Consider the following 19,866-nt stretch of genomic DNA (forward strand, 5'->3'; position numbering starts at 1 on the left):
GAAGGAGGCCAGGCATGCCGCTCCAAATCTACAAGAGGGGCCGCTTCTACTGGGCTAAGGGCTGGGTCGAGTACAACGGCAGGCCAATCGCAGGCCCATACCGGCGAAGCACTAAGGCATCTACAGAAGCGGGCGCACGGGACTGGATAAACCGCGAGACTGAGCTTCAGATACGCCGCCATGTCGTTGGCGACGAGCCGAGCAAGACTTTCTCGGATGCTATCATGCTCTACAATTCCTCCCCTAAGACCGCGAAGCAATTGATCCCCATTGTTGAAGAGATCGGTGACATGCCTTTGAGCGCGATTTCTGGTGCGCTTCTCAAAGGGCTCGGGCCAAAGCTGAAACCCAAGGCATCGACTGACACTTGGTGGCGCGAAATCGTGACTCCGGCGAGTGCGGTGATCAACAACGCGCACGAGCTAGAAGGCACGCCGCTAATCCGGGTGAAGCCATATGACAAGTTCGAGCGGATCGCACAGGACAAGCGTCGGGGGAAGACCAGCCGTGTTGAACGCAAGCCCGCCGACAAGAGTGGATCGAGGCCTTTTGTGGAGCCGCTGATCCCTACAACGCTGCGCTGGTTCGGTTCATGTTCGAGACGGCGGCGCGGATCGATCAGGCTGTCTCGATAGAGCCTGACGATCTGCGGCCCGCCGAGAACAAAGTTCGAGTGAAAGCACAGAAAGGCCATCCCGAAGGCTGGATCACCGTTTCGCCTCAGATGATGGACGAATTGCTGGCCTTGCCGCCCAAGCGGCCAAAGAACCGCAAGACTGGCAAGTTCATGAAGCCACGCGTGTTCGGTTACGGTAGCTCCACCGGCTACAACACACGCTGGAAGACGATCTGCAAGAGCGCAGGCATCCCGTACCTTTCAGCGCACCCTGCCGGACGGCACGGGTTCTTCACCGAATTGGTGGTCCGTCAGGGCGTCGATCCTGTCACTGCGGCCAAGGCTGGCCGATGGTCTGACCCCAATTTGCCCATGCGCATCTACGCCCATGCGGAGACCGATGAGGCCGATGTCAGGGCGCGTTTTCGTACAAACCACGTACAGGCGGACACTGTACAAACACCGAAGAGTAAGAAAACACAGAAGGAATAACGCTATGAACGGTTCCCTCCTAAGGGGCAGGTTGCAGGTTCGAATCCTGCCGGGGTCGCCAGCGCTTTTTCAAGCATTTGATTCTCCTGTCTTTTTTGGTTGAGTTGGAACTTTGGTCGCGGAAGTTGGAACTTTTTGTTCTGTTTCCGTGCCGCTGAGCACCTTTCTTTTGTTGAGGCCACGAATGTAGCGCTCGATCTCGGAGAGGCTTTCGTGCCCTGTCCATGCGCCGATTTGGACTGAGTTTCCGCCTGCTTCGGCCAAGGCTTGCGACCGGCTTTTCCTTAGACCGTGTGCAGTCCGACCATGGATGCCTGCAGCGCGCGCTTTGGCTGCAAACCACTGCCCGGCAGCCTTCACACTTCGTGAAGTCCCGAAGGCAGTTGTGATCCAAGTGATGTGTTTGTCGGATCGCGCATCCAGTGCCGCTCGAAGATACTGAAGGTCGCTCTGCATACCCGATGCGAAACCTGGCAAAGGTCGGCTAAATGGAATTGCGACCTCGCCGCCGGTCTTCTGCTGATTGAAAACCAGCCAACCTTCCTGATCGACATTTCCTTGACCGAGCCGGAACGCATCCGAAATTCGAGCACCAGTGAAGTATATGACCTCAAACGCGAGGCGTTCTGGTGTTCCGATTTCCCAGAATGAGCGGAACCTATCGATTTCGTCAGCAGACCATGGCACGTGCCCGCTCGATTTAGGAACCGGAGATTTTTTGACGTTCACCGCTGGATCGTCGATGTTGTATTCAGCAGCAAGCCATTTGCCAAAGGCGCGCCATACTTTGAGACGATTATTCCTAGCATGGGCAGTGTGCTTCTTCAGCATTAACTCGACATGCTTGGTTTGAAGGTCCCGAACCAAGGCATTCCAAAGTTGCTTTCGGATTTCATCTAAAAGACGCCGTCTGGCTGCCCGTGTTCCCGGCGCCAGATCCAAAAAACCCTCCGACTGCAAGTACCGAGGTACAGCCAAAGCAATGCTACCAGGACGAGGACGCTTGTTTTGAGGCGCTTTGTTTCCAGACGCGGCTGAATAGGCGTCGAGAAATCGTTGATCATCAGGGGGCAGGTCGGGCATCGGAATGCCCTTATCGCCCTTTGGTCGATAGTAGTAACGTACATTTCCGCTTGGGAAACGGCCAGATGCATTGAGATGTTTCAGCTTCACGTACAACCAAGCGCCTCATCACAGCTATTCACTTCGCTCCAAACTTCCCCTCCAATTGTTGGAAGCTCCGACAGAGCAGCATCGAGCTCCCACCTAAGCCAAAGAACGACGCCATCCGCGTCACGGCCTGGCGGATATACCCCACTTTTCACCAGCTTATCAAAATGGCCAGGCGAGTGCCCGCAATAACGCGCAGCCTCTATCCGGCGAAGTGCAGCGCCCCAGTCAACAATGGTTCGAGCGGCTTTCATGGGCTCTAGTCCCTGTTCCCGAGGCCCTTTGCCTCTGCTGTCAGCAGCGTCTCGACATGATCAGGGGATAAGATCATGGCGCGACCCAAAGAGTAGAAGCAACCCAACTCCCGCGCTTTTGAGCGGATCAATCGCGATGACAGAGGCATTCCACGCGATGACAGCAATTCCGCCCATTCTTCAGGCGTTTTTCCATTCTTTACAGCTTCTAGCATGAACGTGCTCCTTCGGTCTTGATGGCACTGTCTCATGAAAATTCAGACTGGCAAAGTCATTTGCGAACGCCTATGCTCAAAAGCGCAAATTCGTGCGCTCCATTCTTCAAAAGCGCACATACTTGCGCAAAGGAGCCGCGAATGCCGACTTTCAAGTTCTCTCCACGATCCAGGGAGGAAGAGGCCGAGATCGAACATGCCGAGTTCGAAGCTTACGAACAGGATGAGTTTAATCGAAGACTGAGCTATTTTCGAGCCGATGAGGGTTTGCTGCGAATCCGGCGTCGGTTCAAGAAGACCCAGGCTCAAATGGCAGACATCGCGTCGATTTCGAGGAGAGCCTATCAGTCCTACGAGCAAGGCAATAAAGATGCACCCTCAAGCGTCTTGTTTCGCATTGCCGCCCATTTCGAAGTTGACCTGCACGAACTCGTCACAGGTGCGCGCTCCCCAGTTACTGATGAAACGAAAGCGACATTGGCACACGATGCGATCAGAGTATGCACACTGCTCTTTGCGCATTTCAAAGACACGGACATGAGCCCTGATGAGATGCGACACATCTCCGCTCAAGTTCTGAAGTGGCAACATCCCGGAGAAAAAGCTGATTTACAGCTAATTGAAGGCGCGATCCGCGCAGTAACAGGCGACAAGTACGTAGCTGATGACGACAATTGGGCTTTCGATCCGGAAAACGCCACAGAACCACAAGAAAACCAATAAAATCATAAAACAGGACAGAATACCTAATGCTTCCCAGCCACATCCGTTCTCAAGTTGACCAAATCTGGAATGCCTTCTGGTCGGGGGGCGTTTCCAATCCGCTCTCGGTCATCGAACAGATCACCTATCTGCTTTTCATCAAGCGCCTTGACGAAATCCATACACGGGAGGAGGCCAAGGCAAATATGCTGGGCGAAGCGATGGAGCGGCGCATCTTCCCAGAAGGCACCTTCAAGTACAAAGTCAGCGACGATCCGAAGGACGAAGAGACCATCGACCGTCCCTACGATGACCTTCGGTGGCAGCGGCTGATCAATTTCGAAAACCGTGAAAAGATGAAGCTGATGGATCAGCACGTCTTCCCCTTCATGCGCTCCATGGCGGACGAAGGCTCTGCCTTTGCGACCCATATGAAGGACGCGCGGCTTGGGTTCTCTAACGCGGCCCTACTCGACAAGGTCATGCGTCTGCTCGATCAAATTCAGATGGACGACCGGGACACCAAGGGCGACGTATACGAGTATATGCTCGGCAAAATCGCCAGCGCCGGCCAGAACGGCCAGTTTCGCACGCCGCGCCATATCATCGAGCTGATGGTCCGCCTGATGGCTCCGACACCCAAGGACACCATTTGTGACCCGGCGGCGGGCACCTGCGGTTTCCTCGTGGTGGCGGGCGAGTACATGCGCGAAAAACATCCCGAAATGCTGCGCAACGCCGAGCAAAGCAAGCACTTCCATAACAACATGTTCCACGCCTTCGACTTTGACCCCACTATGCTACGGATTGGGTCGATGAACATGATGCTACACGGGGTCGAAAACGCTGATGTGTCTAACCGCGATGCCCTTGCCGAAGAACATGGGACAGACGCCGGAGCCTATTCTCTGATCCTGGCCAATCCGCCCTTTGCCGGGTCGCTCGACTACGACAGCACGGCGAAAGACCTGCAAAAGATCGTCAAGACCAAGAAGACCGAACTCCTGTTCCTGGCCCTCTTTCTGCGCCTCATGCGCACGGGTGGGCGTGCCGCTGTAGTCGTGCCGGACGGGGTGCTCTTCGGCTCCTCCAAGGCGCACAAGGATATCCGCCGGATCATCGTCGAGGATCAGAAGCTCGACGCGATCATCAAGCTGCCCTCGGGCGTGTTCCGCCCCTATGCCGGGGTATCCACCGCGATCATGATCTTCACCAAGACCGAAAGTGGCGGCACGGATAACGTCTGGTTCTATGACATGGAGGCGGATGGACTGAGCCTGGATGACAAGCGCACCGAGCTATTGTCGCCCGAAAAGCTGGGTCCAGTGCCCGCCAAGGCGCTGACCGAGGAGGAGCATGCCAAGAACAACCTTCCGGACATCCTGGCCCGTTGGGGCGCGTTCGAGACAGAGGCCGAACGTCCTCGCACCGCGCAAAGCTTCATGGTGCCGCTCTCGGATATTCAGGCCACGGGCACATGGGACCTGTCACTCAACCGCTACAAGGAAGTGGCGCATGAGGAGGTGGAACATCAACCCCCGAAAGAGATCATCGCAGAACTGCGCGCGATTGAGGCCGAGATCGCCGAAGGGCTGGATCGGTTGGAGGGGATGCTGGGATGAGCATGGTCCCAATTGGCGAGATCGCATCAGTTAAGGGAGGCGGCACGCCGTCCAAACGAAATCCCGAATTCTACGAAGGCAACATTCCTTGGGTGACGCCAAAGGACATGAAAGTCTGGGAGATATCCGACTCCATCGACAAGATTACTCAAGAAGCCATCGACGGCAGTGCGACCAATCTAGTTCCTGAACGATCTGTTTTGCTCGTGAACCGGTCGGGAATTTTGAAGCATACGTTACCTGTGGGCATCACTCGTCGCGCAGTCGCAATTAATCAAGACCTTAAGGCCTTGGTCTGTTCTGAACAGGCGCATCCCGAATACGTCGCGCATATCGTCAAGGCAGCGGAGCCAATCGTGCTTAAGTGGGTGCGAGCCACCACCGCTGATAACTTCCCTATCGAAAGTCTGAAGGAGCTCAAAATCCCGTTTCCGTCGTTGGAGGAGCAGAGGCGGATTGCGGGGATACTGGATCAGGCAGACGCGATCCGCCGCCTCCGCACCCGCGCCCTCGACAAACTCAACTCCCTCGGCCATGCGATCTTTCATGAGATGTTTGGGGACCCAGCCACCAACCCGATGAACTGGGATATAATGACTCTACCCGACCTTGGAAAACTTGATCGGGGAGTTAGTAAACACAGACCGCGAAACGATCCCGATCTTTTAGGTGGTGACTATCCACTGATACAGACCGGTGATGTCGCGCGAGCGGGAGACTATATTCAAAAACACTCCTCAACCTATTCCGATCTTGGACTGGCTCAGAGCCGAATGTGGCCCAAAGGCACAGTATGCGTAACAATTGCGGCTAATATTGCAGACACTGCGATTTTGGACTTCGATGCGTGTTTTCCTGACAGTGTCGTAGGCTTCGACTCCAGCCATGAAGCAACGAACTTCTTCGTTCACCGATGGTTTGCGACCGTCAAAGGGCGACTTGAGAAAATTGCTCCTGCTGTCGCACAAAAAAACATTAATCTAGGAATTCTGAAGGGGCTTCCGATCATCAAACCGCCACGTGATTTGATTGAGGTCTATTTTGACAAAGAGCGGTCAATCACCGAGCAAGCCAAACATTTTTCTGCACAAGAGGAAGCCAGCACACAGCTCTTCGCTTCCTTACAGCATCGCGCCTTCAGGGGGGAGCTCTGAGATGAGGGGCGAGATCATCGGTGTCTGGTCCGAGATGTGGCGGCAGGTCTGGCGCAAGTTGGCAGATCATCGCGATGCGCCGGAAGACCTATTTTGCGAACTCTACCGCGAGCTCAACACGGCGCTGATCGCCCCCAAAGACCCGGCCACCGATCTCGCCGATATCGTCGACAACCCAGATCAGGCGCGTGTCGCCTTCCGCGACACCAAAGCGAACGCGCTTCAAGGCGAGCTGGCTGCCGTCGAGTTCCTGGAACGTGCTCACACAGTCATTGAAGACTTCGGCAACGAGGCCCTGACCAACAAGTACTTCCTTCTGATCCGCGACTTCCTGGACAAGTACAGCCTCCGCTACGACCTCCGCCGCCCTTTCAGCCTGCATCCAACCCTTCCCGGCGTCTTCGCCCGCCTGATGCGTGATCTGCGGCAGGTGACGTCACAAGACGCGGCGCTCAACGGCCTGATGCAGGATTTCGAGGAATGCGTCCGACAACTGAAGGGCAACCATACACCGTTGAAGGTCAAGCAATGCATCGCTGCCCAGTTCAACCTGCTGGAGGCTTTGCTGAGGCAGCACCCCAATACAAATGGCAACACATTTGGTGCGATGTGCAACGAGACCGGCAACTGGCCTCACGAAGCGGTCAAAGAGTCCGCGCAGCGCATTTACCGCTTTGCCTCGGACTACCCCGGCATCCGCCACGGCGGGACACCCGCCAACCGGCTCCGAGAGATCGACATGCGCGACATGGTTGCCATGACCGTCGTTCTCGCCGGTTTCACCCCGTATTTCAGTGATGCGTTGAACGCCGACACCATCTATTCAGATTGATTTTGCCATGACCCAGTTCTGCCGCCTTTTGTTCCGCTCCAAGCCCTTAGAGGCAGTCTGATATGCGCGTATTCTTCACTTACATCTACGGGCGCGGCGAAACCTACACTTTCGGCGGACGTGCCAACACTGGCTGGCCACTAACGTTCAGCAATGCCGCCGCCCGTTCGATGGCCCGCAAAATCGTATCTGATGGGGATCTAGTGTTTGGCGTCATCAGCAGCAGTCCAGGACACGGTGCTGTTGTCTCGGAGAACCAGAAGGGACGCCTTGTATCAGTCTGGCAAGTTACGCGCCAGAGCGCCTTGCTGACAGACTATGACATCGAACTGTCCGACTATGACCTGCAATGGCCCTATGCGCTGCAGCCTATCAGAACATGGGAGATATCGGACCCGCCCAAGTTCAAGGCGCTTGAGGGATATGATGCTGACACCCACACGCTGCGATCTGTAAGTTCAGTTGAATTTGTGAATGAGGCCTTGGCACAGAGCCTTTTGACGGTTTTCAGAGAGCAAGCGACCGAGGTCGCGCTCGCAAAGTTCAAGTACAATGCCATGCAGCAGCGGAACGAGACGTTGCGCCAAAAGCATCCTGTTCGCATTGAAGGTTACACCGTCCCTCCGACTGATCGGGATGCCCTGAACTTCATTTACGTGGCAACTCTAGGGAAGGGCAGCAAGACCTTGAAAATTGGGCACTCCACCGACCCTGAAGACCGAGTGTCGTCATTCAACAAGTACCGGCTGAGTTCCGAACCTCAATGGCAGTTGGAAGTAAGCCAACCGTTTGGGTCGGTTCAGAATGCAGTGCGTGCTGAAGCCGCCCTGGGCGAGGTTTTCGAGGCTCATCGCACAGAAGCCAACAACAATGAGGTGTATCTCGGTCTGAGTGCCACGGATGTCCTCGCAAAACTGGCAACCATGAAATGACTCAATTTGCTTTCCTAAACTCTGATTTTCCTGATCTTCTTGCCCATGCAAAAAAGGCGGAAAGCTCGGCATTGTCCGACCCACGCGGGGCATGCTTTTGGGCGCGGCTCACATTGGAAACTGCGGTTAAATGGGTCTTTCGAAACGACCCTTCGATGCGCTCGCCATATCAGGACACCTTGGCCGCATTGATCGCTGAGCCCTCATTGGCGCAGCTCACCGGCCCGGCCATTGTCACGAAAGCGCGCTTCATCAAAGATCAAGGCAACCGCGCGGCCCACGACAGCGGGAAGCCGATCAAGCCTCAGGATGCTGCCGCCGTTGTGCGCGAGCTGTTCCATGTCTGTTATTGGATCGCCCGGACCTATGCTAAGAGAACCAAGCCGGACCCGGCCTTGCAGTTCGATGCCTCGAAGCTCGAAAAAACCCTTACGATCAGCGCCAGCACCGTCGCACAAATCCAGGCGTTGAAAGAAAAGCACGATGCTGATGCCAAAGCGCTGAAGGACGCTGAAGCCGCTGCACTTGCGTCAGAGGAAGGGCGAAAGGCACTTGAAGCTGAGCTGGCCAAGGTGCGCGCAGAGATCAAAGAAACCCGCCAGGCCAACACGGCGGTTCAGGATGATCATGACTACAATGAAGCTGCGACACGAGATGCGTTCATTGATCTGCTTCTAAATGAAGCCGGTTGGCCGCTTGATCAGGATCGCGACCGCGAATTTCCGGTTTCGGGCATGCCCAATGACAAGGGCGAAGGCTTCGTCGATTACGTTCTTTGGGGCGACGACGCGAAGCCGCTCGCCCTGGTCGAGGCGAAACGGACCAAGAAAGACAGCCGGACCGGCCAGCAGCAAGCTAAGCTCTATGCTGATTGCCTAGAGGCAATGTACGGCCGCAGGCCCGTGATCTTCACGACGAACGGCTACGAGCACTGGGTTTGGGACGACCAGATGTATCCACCGCGCCGTGTGTCGGGTTTCCTGAAAAAGGACGAGCTTGTCCTGCTGCATCAACGTCGCGGCACACGGAAGGCGCTCGATGGTATCTCGGTTGATGAGGATATCGCCGGGCGGTTCTACCAGCAGCGTGCAATTCGCCGAGTGGGAGAGGCTTTCGAACAAGATAAACAGCGACATGCGTTGCTGGTTATGGCGACCGGCAGCGGAAAAACGCGAACAGTCATTGCCCTGATCGACCAGCTTATGCGGGCGAACTGGGTTCGCCGTGTGCTGTTCCTGGCAGACCGCGTTGCCCTGGTGAAACAGGCTCACAATGCCTTCAAGACGCATTTGCCAACGGCGGCGAGCGCGAACCTCCTTAAGAAGCACGACCCAGCTAAGAACGATCACAGCGGCGCACGCATCTTTCTTTCAACGTACCCTACGATGATGGGGCTGATTGACGAGGTCAAAGGGGGCGAAAAGCAGTTTGGGCCGGGGCACTTTGACTTAATCATAATCGATGAAGCGCACCGCTCTGTGTACCGGAAGTACCGCGCCATCTTTGACTATTTCGATGGGCTTTTGGTTGGCCTTACAGCGACGCCACGCGAAGAGATTGACCGCGATACATATTCCCTATTTGAGCTGGAGCGCGGAATACCCACCGACAGCTATGACTTGGAAGACGCTGTGAAGGACGAGTATCTTGTCCCGCCAAAATCCATTTCAGTTCCCCTGAAGTTTCAGCGTGATGGCATCGACTACGACAGCCTTTCAGACGAAGAGAAGGCCGAATGGGACGCCATTGAGTGGGATGAAGAAGGCACTATCCCTGATCGGGTCGAGTCGGCTGACCTGAACCGCTGGCTGTTCAATAAAGACACTGTGGATAAGGCCCTGCAGCACCTGATGACCCACGGTATAAAGGTCGCAGGCGGCGACCGGCTCGGGAAGACGATCATCTTCGCGAAGAACAGTGACCATGCAAAGTTCATCGTTGAGCGCTTTGACGCCAACTACCCTCACTACAAAGGGCAATTTGCGCGCCTTATCGATTACAGCGTCACCTATGCTCAGTCCCTGATTGATGATTTTTCTGAGGCAGAGAAGGAACCGCATATCGCGGTGTCAGTGGACATGTTGGACACCGGCATTGATGTGCCCGAAGTCGTTAATCTGGTCTTCTTCAAGATTGTCCGATCGCGGACCAAGTTCTGGCAAATGGTTGGTCGCGGCACACGTACTTGCGAAGATCTCTTCGGTCCGGATCAGGACAAAGAAGAGTTCATTATTTTTGATTTCTGCCAGAACTTGGAGTTCTTCAACGAGAACCCGCAGATCACGGATGGACCGGCTGCGCGACCGATTGGCGAGCGGTTGTTTGTATCGCGTGTCGATTTGATCAACGCCTTGGAGGAAGCTGGCAACCAAAGCCTGTTAGCAGCCGACATCAAGGACCGTTTGCACCAAGAAGTTCTCGGCATGAACCTAGAGAACTTCATCGTTCGTCAAGCGCGCCGACCCGTCGAACGGTTTCAAAGCGCCGAAGCCTGGGACACTTTGGACCTTGATGCACGTCTGGCTCTGGTTGAGGAGGTTGCGGGCCTTCCTTCAGCTTTTGAGGATGGCGGTCTTGCCGCAAAGCAGTTCGATCTGCTCGTGCTCAATGCCCAGCTGCTTCTGCTTCGTGGTGACGCCGCCTTTGCAAATCTGCAAAGACGGATCGTGTCGTTTGCGTTCGCGTTGGAAAGCCTTTCAAATGTTCCGGCGGTAGCCCAAGAGCTTGAGCTCGTATTGGCGATTCAAACCGGTGAGTTTTGGCAGGATGTCACTGTTGAAATCCTAGAAGACGTCCGGCGACGCCTCCGCAACTTAGCTGAGCTAATTCAGCCCAAGGAACGAAAGAACGTTATCACGGATTTTGAAGACAGCATCGGCAGCTCAACCACCATCGACCTGCCCGAAGTGGGAAGCGGCGTGGACAAGGTGCGTTTCAAGACCAAGACACGAAAGTTCATCGAAGCCCATTCTGACCATATCGCTCTCCAGAAAATTCGGCGCGGCGAGCAACTGACGCCCGCCGATCTTGATGAGCTTGAACGTATGCTGATTGATGAAGGCATAGCCGACCACGAAGCGCTAGAAGAACTCCAAGACCAAGGCGGACTCGGGGTGTTTCTACGGTCGCTGACTGGACTTGACCGAGCGGCGGCGAAATCTGTGTTCAGCGATTTCGCCGCAGCAAACCAGCTCTCAGCTAACCAAACGGAGTTCATTGATATGATCATCAACAGCCTTTGCGAAAACGGTGTTGTGGACCCCAAATCCTTCTACGAGAGCCCGTTTACTGACCTTGATGACATGGGGATCATGGGTGTCTTTAGTGAAACGCAATCGGCCGAGATTATCCGGCTGGTCAGAGAAACCAACCAAACCGCCGCCGCTTAACATAGCCGTGAAATTCGTCGCTCAAATAAGCTCGGCATCATGCTCCACGTCGTCCCAATGCTTATTGACGGGCAATGTCTTTGCACGCTGCTGAATGTCTCGGATAGCCACCGGGACATAACCCCAAACATCCACCCCAACGTTCACCGCATTTCGGCTACCCATCCACTGTTCATGCACGTGGCCGAACAATTGAAGTGAACCTTTGCGGGCCTTGTGCCAGGTGATCATTGGATAGTGGCAAAGGACGGAAGGGGGACCCGCGCCATCGGCAACCTCTGTCAAATGCGTGACTGAGGTCCAAGGCAAAGCCTGGGTGGCCTCTCCGTCATGATTGCCGACGACAAGGTGCTTCTCCGCACCCGGCAGCCGGGAAAACAGGTTCGACAACCACTTGCGATCCTTGGCCTTCGGCCCAAACGCAAAGTCTCCAACGATCCAAAGCGCGTCTTTCGGACCAACCTTTGAGGCCAGGTTTTCGAGAAATACAGCATCCATGTGGCTTGCGGACTCAAATGGGCGTGCACAGTGCTTGATGATGTTGTCATGGCCGAAATGCGTGTCGGCCGTGTACCAATGCTTCATGGCTGATCTCAAATTCTGCAAAGTGCGCAAAGGCGGGGTCCGCCGCTTAGCATCCAATGTCCATTCTGGCTAGGCCAGCGCTACCTGTCTGACTCCGTGGATGTCACGAACCTTAGTGTCAGATGTTATCCCAGCGGCGACCAAGGCCTGTTCAACCTCCTTTGAGACACGCTCTGCGCGCTCCTGTGCCCAGGTAGCCAACCTTGTGGAAATCCACCAAGCAGCAGGCAAAAGGACGAAAGGATAGAACTTTAACGCCGTCGCCGACATGCTGTCGGTCATGTTCGGAAAAAACACGGCCAGGATCGCGTAGTAGACCAAAAGACCCGGTAAAGCCCCGACGACCGCAACCAAAAAAGCCGTAGAAAGTTTGCCTTCCGGCGTGTCCGGATCGGCAGAACCATGGAGTTGCAGGCACTGTGCTGTCAGATTTGCCAGCGCAACTGGCTCCCGTCCAATTGGTGCCCAGACAACGGCGACATCATCTCCATGGCGGGCGCGGTCCAACACTTCACCGACAAACGTGTGTTCTTGCCCACCCGTTTCCCGAAGCGTCATTTCCCGCCACTGCCGCGAACGTTCGACGCGCCGGGTGCGGCGGTTCACCTCCCGCTCAACGCGATCAACGATGTCCACGACATTGCCACGGATGACTTTGTATCCGTGCGGCATTTTCGGCTTTTTCTTTGGGGAACCAGACACAGTTTCCTCCGTAATATCCTATAATGGGATAATACCAGAACAGGATTACGCGGCAAGGGCTAAGCCCAGATGGAGATGCCGCATGACCAGAAGTCTGCGAACGCCGGGGCACCAGGCGTTGATGCAGGTGCTGGTCGAAACGAGAAAGTCGAAAGGCGTTACACAACAGGAGCTTGCCGACCGCCTTGATAGACCTCAGTCGTATGTTGCAAAAATCGAAACTGGCGAAAGAAGACTCGATGTAGTGGAGTTTGTCGAATGGGCTGTAGTGTTGGAGGCCCCAGTAGGACAAGTCTTACAGTCTGTGTCTGAGGCAGTTAAGGGCTTGCGACCGGCGAGTTAAAATCAACTGCACCATTTGCCCGGAAGATGAACAGCGGCAGTTCTTCCGTGAAGACCCTTAACCTGAACGAATTCAAAGCTTCAAAACAGGTCAATTCTGATCAAAACAGCCCAATGGGGCCCAAAAGTCCCAAATTCCTTTCTTTTGACTTGCCGCGCGACTAGCTTTTCCGTAGCAGGTCGGCTCGAACTGGAGACGAGTCGTGGCTGAGAAAAAAGTAAGCGGGAAAACCGCGACATTCGAGAGGTGTGCAGAGTTGCGTGAACGAGCAGGACTCAGCGTCGACGCACTTGTGCAGCTGTGCGGAGGCAGACCAGCTAGGTCTTCGATCCAGCGGCTTGAAAAGGGCTATGGGATCATGACGCACAATACCTTCAAAGTGGCATCCACAATAAATCGAGCGCTTCAAGACGCTGGCTCCGATGGATTCAACGTTGATGAAGAAGTTCAGAGACTATGATGGGACAGAACCTCACTTCGATCAGAGAAACGAAACCCCTTTGTTTTGCAGGTCAGTGAGAGAAATTATTATTATGGCAAAAAATATTAGCAAACCCTCGACAGAAGAACAGCTAAATGCAGAATGGGATGCCGCCGAAGAGCGCGACGCTAACCATTTGACGCTGGAAGGCGACGGGAACGTTGGGGAAAAACCGCGACCGGTCGAAGTGCTGTCTGGTGCAGAAGTGCAGTCACAAGCCGAATACGTTCTTGGCTACTGAGGCCCGGCGTATTTGCAAGATTACAAGCGACCAATTTCTACGCGCATCCAGCATGCGCTGAAGTTCCACTATGACGAAAAGTCAAAGGAACGCTATAGATGTTTTGTGCTTAATGCAGAAGCATTTTGCTCTAACCAAGAACTGCCTGACAACGTTTCGTACAAAGTACAAAAGATAAAACTCCGCGCCTTGGTGAAGTCGTATTTTTTGGACGTGATAAAGTACAAAGAATACCATTTCGAACCAGACCTTCCCAACAAGACCCTTGCGCTACACAGTGAAGACTGGATGCGGGCGGTCCACGCTGAGAAGGAAATAAACCACAGCAAGATTTTCGCGTTCACCGTTAAATGGGTGATGAAACATGCACCACTTTCCTTCTGGGCAGACTCGGACCAATTGCTCAGTGTTGAGGACGAAGCCCGCATTAACTCCGCAAACGCTCGTTTTGCGCTGCACATGGCTTTCCTGCTTATTGGAAAGTCGATGTATTCAGTCGACCGGGGTCACATCTCGCGACTTACCTATCATCTAATGTATAGAACAATTGACGAGCGCAGTATGTTTGGATGGATTGAAAATATGCTTAGACCAAAAACCTCGGACCGTAGCTTTAACGTTTTTCTTGCATCTCCACAGGACGTAGTGGAGCTTCGCGACGCCACCGAGGACGTCATCAGTCAGATCAACGAAGAGTACCCGGGCGCAACAGTCAAACTCAACTGCTATCGATGGGAGAATGACAAACAGGCCGGTGCAAGCTCCAAAATTCAAGACGATATTTTCAAAGAGGCTACTAACAAGTGGGGTGGCGGAGAATGTGACATCTTGATTGTGCTGGCTTGGCACAAGTTCGGTGAGGGGACTGAGAAGGAGTTTGACCACTTCTTCACAAAGTTCGTTGATAACGAGGATAAGAAGTTCATCTTTTGCCGGTACGCAAAGGCGATTGATCCAAAAGACGTCGACGGGCCAAGCCTTGCAAGACTCGACAACTGGGTCAAGAAACATCAAGACAAGTATTCTCCGCTGAATGCAACACGTGGCTCTATTGCAGATATCGAGCATTACAAAACAGCGCTTGGAAAAGAGCTAAGGGTGTTCATCCGCGACAAGTAGGTACTTTATGACCTGCCGACCGACGCACGACGAAACGCTCACGTTGGCGTCTGGCTTGTGCGGTTTGGATCTAGTCTGTGTACAATGACTGCCGGGCTTCAGTTTCGACCCGTGGCGCGGCCTTTAAGATGTCGCTTGATCAAAAAGCAACGAGTACGATCATCAGGCACAACAAAACAGAGGCGGCAATGGCGCCTGCCAGATAACGACTTGTGCGCTGCACCCGAATATCAAGCTGGTCCATTTGCGCTTCAAGAACTTGCATCTGTCCTTGAACGGTTGTCGCTTTGAAAGCTGTCTCTCGCACAGACTCTTGGAGTGCATCAATCGCCTGGATTAAGTCAGCGGCCTTCTGTGTCTGTGCAGCGCCCTCAAGTTGCCTCTGTTGTCGAAGATAAGCGATCCGGTCATCTAAATCGTCACTCATGGCTCTGCTCCCCGGTCAGAAGATGGTGAACCCAGCCCTATTTCTCCTTTCAAGTCCTGCGCCAGGCTCGCGACTTGATCCCGAGGTGCAAACGACGAAATCTTCTGCCAAAAGGAAAGGACGGCGGTAACCGGCTTTTCCAGATACGACCTGATACCGTAGTCTTCCACGCTTCTGGCTAAAGACTTATCTGCGATCGTAAATGAGGATTGCTTTGGATCGGTCTGAACAGTTCCAATGAATACTCCGGTCAAGACGCGAACGGTGACTCTGGCCACATCGAGAACAACCCGTTTGACTACCCGCCGTTTCTCAAAATCAAAGGCACGGCGCTTTTGCTCCAGTTCAGCCTCCGCAGCCTCAATCTGGCTGGTTCGCGCAGCGAGGTCCTCACGAACTTTCTGTTGCAGTTGACGAACATCCTCTTTCGCCGCTTCAACCACCTTTCTGGCCCGTTTGGTTGCACGTATTTTGGCGTCTTCAGCTTCCTGCTTGGCCTGATCGACTAGGGCCAGCTTTTCAGCGAGCTCCTTCGCCTTCTCCGACACAGACTCTTCCAAGTCGTCTTCCGCATTAACGATGCGCTCGACGCGTTTTTCAATGTCGCTTTGCAATTTGGCGTCGCGTCGCGCTTGATCCTTTCGAGCTTTCCACTGCTGGCGGTTGAGGCGTTCGCGTTTCGGCCCAGTTCGGGTCAAACCACAGGCCAAACTAACATGCTCATAGTAGTGATCTTGCAGTTCACGGGCTTTGGAACGGTACGCTGCATTGCCGAAATTCAACGCGGCTTTGTCATCATGACCCGCAGCACGCGCGACTTCCATCGCCTCCTCTTTCGCCTGCCAAGCGGGGTTGAGCTGCCGCGCCGAACAAGTCGCATCGCCAAGCGGCAATATGTAAGCGTGGAGATGTGGGTGCTCTTCATCCCAATGCTCGATGACAGACACCAGCTTGTCGCCAAAGCAGGTCTTGAGCCACACAACATTGTGTTCGCGCCAAATTTCGTAGTCCGCGCGTGCATTGGGCTTAGTGTTCACAAGTTCGGTTGGCAGGGGATGCGAAGCCACAGCGGTCATCAGCGTGTGCCGGTCCTTGCGGATACCCCGCCGCGTTTTGCGGCCATCTTTCAGGGTGACATCTATGCCGCCGGCGGCGACCATGTCGTCGTGTAGTTTGCGGACCTCATTGGCGGCTACGCCATAAACAACGGACGGCGGTTGCGGTTCGACCACGTGCTTGCTGTAAACCGGCGCACGGGCAGCCTCAGCCAGCACTTGTTCGACAGACTGACCTCTGGGGTTTGCCTTGCGAGAATACGACTGTAGGTGCATGAATTGTGGGCCTGACATCAGCTTGGCCCCGTTTGAGAAGAAACGCAGTACGGACCGACTATTATGTTGCAAGCAACATGTCGGTCAGGGCGTTGCACCCCTGAACCCCGCAAAGCGGCTACGCCGCCGGTCCCAGCGGGACCGAAGACGCCCCCGGCGGCTGCAACACCAGACCGCGCCAGCCTTGTGGTGGGCGCGCGGCCTGATGTTGCGACGAGGTTTCGGTGGCAAATGAGGATCTGTGGACCCGCTAGCTCAAAGGCCATTTCTATGACCTCCTTGGTTGCCGATCAGTTCCCCCAACAAGCTATTGACGACCATGCCCTGGCGCGCTTCTGAACGTGCCATGCCAACGAACGCGGCGGCGGCATCCCTGACCTGATAATCGTCAAAACGGTCTGCATTGCGATCAGCGATCATCAGGCACAGCGCGGTCCTTTCCTCGCCCAACGTCCTGCATTGTCGCTGCCAAATACCACCGCTTATCCCAAGCTGATCGGCCCGCTCTTTCGCAGCCAATTGGACCGCTTGCCAGCTCAGGCGACTCCGGTTGTCGAGCGCGTTCCAATAGAGCTCGATGATCTCTCGCAGCGGTTCGCTGGCCAGCAGCGCCACTTGCGCAGCTGTTGTCCGGACCGGCGGGGCTTCTTCCTGCTTTTCAGCCCTACAGGTTTTATTGATATTTTCCTTACTTGTATTGAGTGCGGGTGAAATGTCGCACTGGTGGGACTTTTCGCCCCTACCGATCTGCGCAGAAAAATCCTCCCAAACCGCTTCCAGCGCCTCGGCGACTTGCTGCAATCGCTCAAAGCTCTGAATGGTAGATGGACGGCGATTGGGCAGAACCTCTTCAGCGGCTTCCGTTGCGCCACCGGAACACAGCCGTCGGATGTCACCGAACAGCTTTTTGATCCGGCAGCGAAGCCGTTCGGCCTCTTCCGCTTCAAAGGCAGCCTTTTGAGCCGCAGCTTGAATCTCGCCCGCCCGCGCAATCAGGGGGGCGAGGTTGATCCCGAATTCATTGCCGATTTTCCCGTCTCTGCGGGAGCCAGCACGGCGACTGTGGTCGGAGGCCGTTTTTGCCAGCAGCCCACGCTGTACCAGATCACCTTCGATGCGCGCGATCTGACGTCTGTCCAGTCCCGCCTGTGCAGCGATTTTCGTGACCGATGTCCAGAAACTGCAGATCCGGCCAGCGGCGAAATCTTCGTCCATGGTGTTGGAGATTGCCACCTTCACATAGGCGATTGCGCCCTTGCTCAAGCCCAGCTGACGGCGTCCACGTTCGATCAATCCAAAGAACTGCCAACGCGTCAAACCATCCGGCAACCCGTCATGTGTAAGGTGCTGCGTCATGCCCGCACCTCCGATCCCGCGCTTGCGGGATTCAGTGCGTTCTGGTACTCAGGTTTGGCAATGAACTTTTGTTTGTCGTCGGATGGGGCTGCAACCCCTCCGGCGACTTTCTTTTTGGGGGTCGGTCCCTCCAAAAAGTTGGAACCCCGCCTTGTAAGCCCTTGATTTCTTATGACGGCCAAAGTTGGAACTTTTCGGGCTAAGGCGTTGATACTTCGGAATTCACCCCGTTCTGCCGGGGTCGCCAGTTGTTCATTGTGGAAGATGTGTTGCCTGGCCTCCGCACTGGCCAGAAGATGTACGAGGGTTGAAGCTCTCGCATTTTTTCCCGAATTTGCAGACGACCAGGCGGGCTTGGGCGTTGGTCGGCAGTGATCACATCTGAACTGGGCGGAATATCCGGGAATAGCAGCTGCAACGTGCCGGTCACGCCATGGAGGGCTTCTTTGATATTGATGCCGCCATCTGCTTGGAGCATGTCGACCTGGACGACCTCCAGACCTATCTTGCCTGCGACAGGACTGCCTGAACGTCAAGTGAATGGCCGTCGCGGCCCCAGGCGGTTGTTTGAATGCTCATTCAAATGCTCCTGTTTCAATGCTGCGAAACGTCTTTCGATCGGATCAATCCGGGTCGGCTCGATGATAGGCAATGCATGTGGAGACGTCTTTGTTGGCCTTCAGCGGGAAGTCTTGCGCCGGTGAGCGACGTCAGTAGGGCAGACCGACATAGCTGAGCGCCATCGCCGCCTGTGCCTCGCGGTTGTCGCGCAGCAGGGCCAGTTCAGCGCGCCGCATTTTCTTGTCGAACGCCGTTTGGCCGGGAAAGTGGTGCATGAGGGTCGAAAACCACCAACTGAAGCGCTGCGTTTTCCAGACGCGGGCCAAGGCGCGCTGGGAGTATCTGTCGATGCCCTCGCTGTCGCCCTCACCGTAGAACTGGCGCAGGCCCTGGTTCAGATAATGCACGTCAGAGGCTGCAGTGTTCAGCCCCTTGGCGCCAGTGGGCGGAACGATATGTGCCGCATCTCCGCACAGGAACAACCGCCCCCAGCGCATCGGTTCGCAAACAAAGCTGCGCAGGGGTGCGATGGACTTTTCGATGCTTGGGCCCGTAACCAATGTGTCAGCAGCTTGCGGCGGGATGCGGCGGCGCAGCTCGTCCCAGAACGCATCGTCGCTCCAGTTCGCTGGGTCATCTGCGGTTTCGCATTGGATGTAGTAGCGGCTGAGGTTTGCGTTCCGCATTGAACACAGGGCAAAGCCGCGGTCCGAATTGGCGTAGATCAACTCGTCATTCACCGGGGGTGTTTCGGATAGGATGCCCAACCACCCGAAGGGATAGACCTTTTCGTATTCCTGCCTGACGTCCGCCGGGATGGTCTTGCGACTGACACCATGGAATCCGTCGCACCCCGCGACAAAGTCACAGTCAATCCGTTCACTGTGCCCATTCTGCCTGAAGGTGACAAAGGGGGCATCGGTGTCGACGTCGTGGATAATGACGTCTTCCACCTCGAACCGGGTATCGCCGCCGGTTGCGTCGCGTGCATCATACAGATCTCGGGTCACCTCGGTCTGTCCGTAAACCAGCACGGTCGCCTCGGTGTGCGCCGCAAAATCGACACGGAACATGTCGTTGTCGTAGGCAATGAGCGTGCCGTCATGCACGAACCCTTCGGCCTTCATGCGGGTGTCCACGCCCGCTTGCCCCATCAGGTCAACGAGGCCGCGTTCCAGCACGCCGGCGCGGATGCGCCCCAGGACGTGCGCCCGCGACTGCCGCTCGAGCACGACACTTTCGATCCCTGCTTTGTGCAGCAATTGACCCAGCAGCAGACCTGATGGTCCGCCACCAACGATGACGACCTGAGTGCGCAATGCAGCCTCCCCTGCGCGGTTTG

The 19,866-nt window shown here is 55.2% G+C and carries 18 protein-coding genes; 11 read left to right on the plus strand and 7 right to left on the minus strand.

Annotated elements, in window-relative coordinates:
- The first annotated feature begins 14 nt into the window (after positions 1-14).
- Positions 15-635 carry a hypothetical protein gene (locus tag KUV51_RS22145; RefSeq protein ID WP_261385797.1) on the plus strand — a complete coding sequence of 207 codons (621 nt, stop codon included), beginning with the start codon at positions 15-17 and terminating at the stop codon, positions 633-635.
- Positions 593-1,108, plus strand: a complete 516-nt coding sequence (locus KUV51_RS22150) for a tyrosine-type recombinase/integrase (RefSeq protein ID WP_261385798.1) — start codon at positions 593-595, stop codon at positions 1,106-1,108. Before KUV51_RS22145 ends, KUV51_RS22150 begins: the two co-directional genes overlap by 43 nt.
- 69 nt (positions 1,109-1,177) lie before the next feature.
- Here KUV51_RS22150 and KUV51_RS12030 read toward each other — a convergent pair whose 3' ends face one another.
- The gene (locus tag KUV51_RS12030) at positions 1,178-2,191 is read right to left on the minus strand and encodes a tyrosine-type recombinase/integrase (protein ID WP_222521861.1); all 1,014 of its coding nucleotides are present in this window, start codon (positions 2,189-2,191) and stop codon (positions 1,178-1,180) included.
- Between the two features lie 697 nt (positions 2,192-2,888).
- Here KUV51_RS12030 and KUV51_RS12035 point away from each other — a divergent pair.
- From KUV51_RS12035 to KUV51_RS12060, 6 genes are all read left to right on the plus strand, one after another.
- Positions 2,889-3,470 (plus strand): helix-turn-helix domain-containing protein, encoded by a 582-nt coding sequence (locus KUV51_RS12035; RefSeq protein WP_222521862.1) that lies wholly within the window; start codon positions 2,889-2,891, stop codon positions 3,468-3,470.
- A 26-nt stretch (positions 3,471-3,496) separates the two neighbouring features.
- Positions 3,497-5,071, plus strand: a complete 1,575-nt coding sequence (locus KUV51_RS12040; RefSeq protein WP_222521863.1) for a class I SAM-dependent DNA methyltransferase — start codon at positions 3,497-3,499, stop codon at positions 5,069-5,071.
- Complete coding sequence (locus tag KUV51_RS12045) at positions 5,068-6,225, plus strand: restriction endonuclease subunit S (RefSeq protein ID WP_222521864.1); 1,158 nt, start codon at positions 5,068-5,070, stop codon at positions 6,223-6,225. The genes KUV51_RS12040 and KUV51_RS12045 overlap by 4 nt, the downstream gene beginning before the upstream one ends.
- Position 6,226: 1 nt before the next feature.
- Complete coding sequence (locus KUV51_RS12050; RefSeq protein ID WP_222521865.1) at positions 6,227-7,057, plus strand: hypothetical protein; 831 nt, start codon at positions 6,227-6,229, stop codon at positions 7,055-7,057.
- Between the two features lie 62 nt (positions 7,058-7,119).
- Entirely contained in the window at positions 7,120-7,989 is an 870-nt protein-coding gene (locus KUV51_RS12055) for a GIY-YIG nuclease family protein (protein WP_222521866.1), read from the plus strand.
- Complete coding sequence (locus KUV51_RS12060; RefSeq protein ID WP_222521867.1) at positions 7,986-11,378, plus strand: DEAD/DEAH box helicase family protein; 3,393 nt, start codon at positions 7,986-7,988, stop codon at positions 11,376-11,378. The genes KUV51_RS12055 and KUV51_RS12060 overlap by 4 nt, the downstream gene beginning before the upstream one ends.
- Positions 11,379-11,399: 21 nt before the next feature.
- On the opposite strand, the gene KUV51_RS12065 is transcribed toward KUV51_RS12060, so the two are convergent.
- The gene (locus KUV51_RS12065) at positions 11,400-11,963 is read right to left on the minus strand and encodes a metallophosphoesterase (RefSeq protein ID WP_222521868.1); all 564 of its coding nucleotides are present in this window, start codon (positions 11,961-11,963) and stop codon (positions 11,400-11,402) included.
- A 69-nt stretch (positions 11,964-12,032) separates the two neighbouring features.
- Positions 12,033-12,665, minus strand: coding sequence for a hypothetical protein (locus KUV51_RS12070; protein WP_222521869.1), 633 nt, complete (start codon positions 12,663-12,665; stop codon positions 12,033-12,035).
- Between the two features lie 121 nt (positions 12,666-12,786).
- Between KUV51_RS12070 and KUV51_RS12075 the strand changes: the two genes are divergently transcribed.
- The 3 genes from KUV51_RS12075 (at position 12,787) to KUV51_RS12085 (ending at position 14,849) form a co-directional block, all read left to right on the plus strand.
- Positions 12,787-13,008 (plus strand): helix-turn-helix domain-containing protein, encoded by a 222-nt coding sequence (locus tag KUV51_RS12075; protein WP_261385833.1) that lies wholly within the window; start codon positions 12,787-12,789, stop codon positions 13,006-13,008.
- 437 nt (positions 13,009-13,445) lie between these two features.
- Entirely contained in the window at positions 13,446-13,730 is a 285-nt protein-coding gene (locus KUV51_RS12080) for a hypothetical protein (RefSeq protein ID WP_222521871.1), read from the plus strand.
- Positions 13,731-13,742: 12 nt separating this feature from the next.
- Entirely contained in the window at positions 13,743-14,849 is a 1,107-nt protein-coding gene (locus tag KUV51_RS12085; RefSeq protein ID WP_222521872.1) for a hypothetical protein, read from the plus strand.
- Between the two features lie 139 nt (positions 14,850-14,988).
- Here KUV51_RS12085 and KUV51_RS12090 read toward each other — a convergent pair whose 3' ends face one another.
- From KUV51_RS12090 to pobA, 4 genes are all read right to left on the minus strand, one after another.
- Positions 14,989-15,276: a hypothetical protein gene (locus tag KUV51_RS12090; protein ID WP_222521873.1), complete on the minus strand. Its 288-nt coding sequence runs from the start codon at positions 15,274-15,276 to the stop codon at positions 14,989-14,991.
- Positions 15,273-16,625 carry a hypothetical protein gene (locus KUV51_RS12095; protein ID WP_222521874.1) on the minus strand — a complete coding sequence of 451 codons (1,353 nt, stop codon included), beginning with the start codon at positions 16,623-16,625 and terminating at the stop codon, positions 15,273-15,275. Before KUV51_RS12095 ends, KUV51_RS12090 begins: the two co-directional genes overlap by 4 nt.
- 237 nt (positions 16,626-16,862) lie before the next feature.
- Positions 16,863-17,963: a helix-turn-helix domain-containing protein gene (locus KUV51_RS12100; RefSeq protein ID WP_222521875.1), complete on the minus strand. Its 1,101-nt coding sequence runs from the start codon at positions 17,961-17,963 to the stop codon at positions 16,863-16,865.
- A 710-nt stretch (positions 17,964-18,673) separates the two neighbouring features.
- Positions 18,674-19,843: a 4-hydroxybenzoate 3-monooxygenase gene (pobA, locus tag KUV51_RS12105; RefSeq protein ID WP_222521876.1), complete on the minus strand. Its 1,170-nt coding sequence runs from the start codon at positions 19,841-19,843 to the stop codon at positions 18,674-18,676.
- Between the last annotated feature and the right edge of the window lie 23 nt (positions 19,844-19,866).

Source organism: Tateyamaria omphalii, assembly GCF_019802125.1.
GTDB classification, from domain to species: Bacteria; Pseudomonadota; Alphaproteobacteria; order Rhodobacterales; family Rhodobacteraceae; genus Tateyamaria; species Tateyamaria omphalii_B.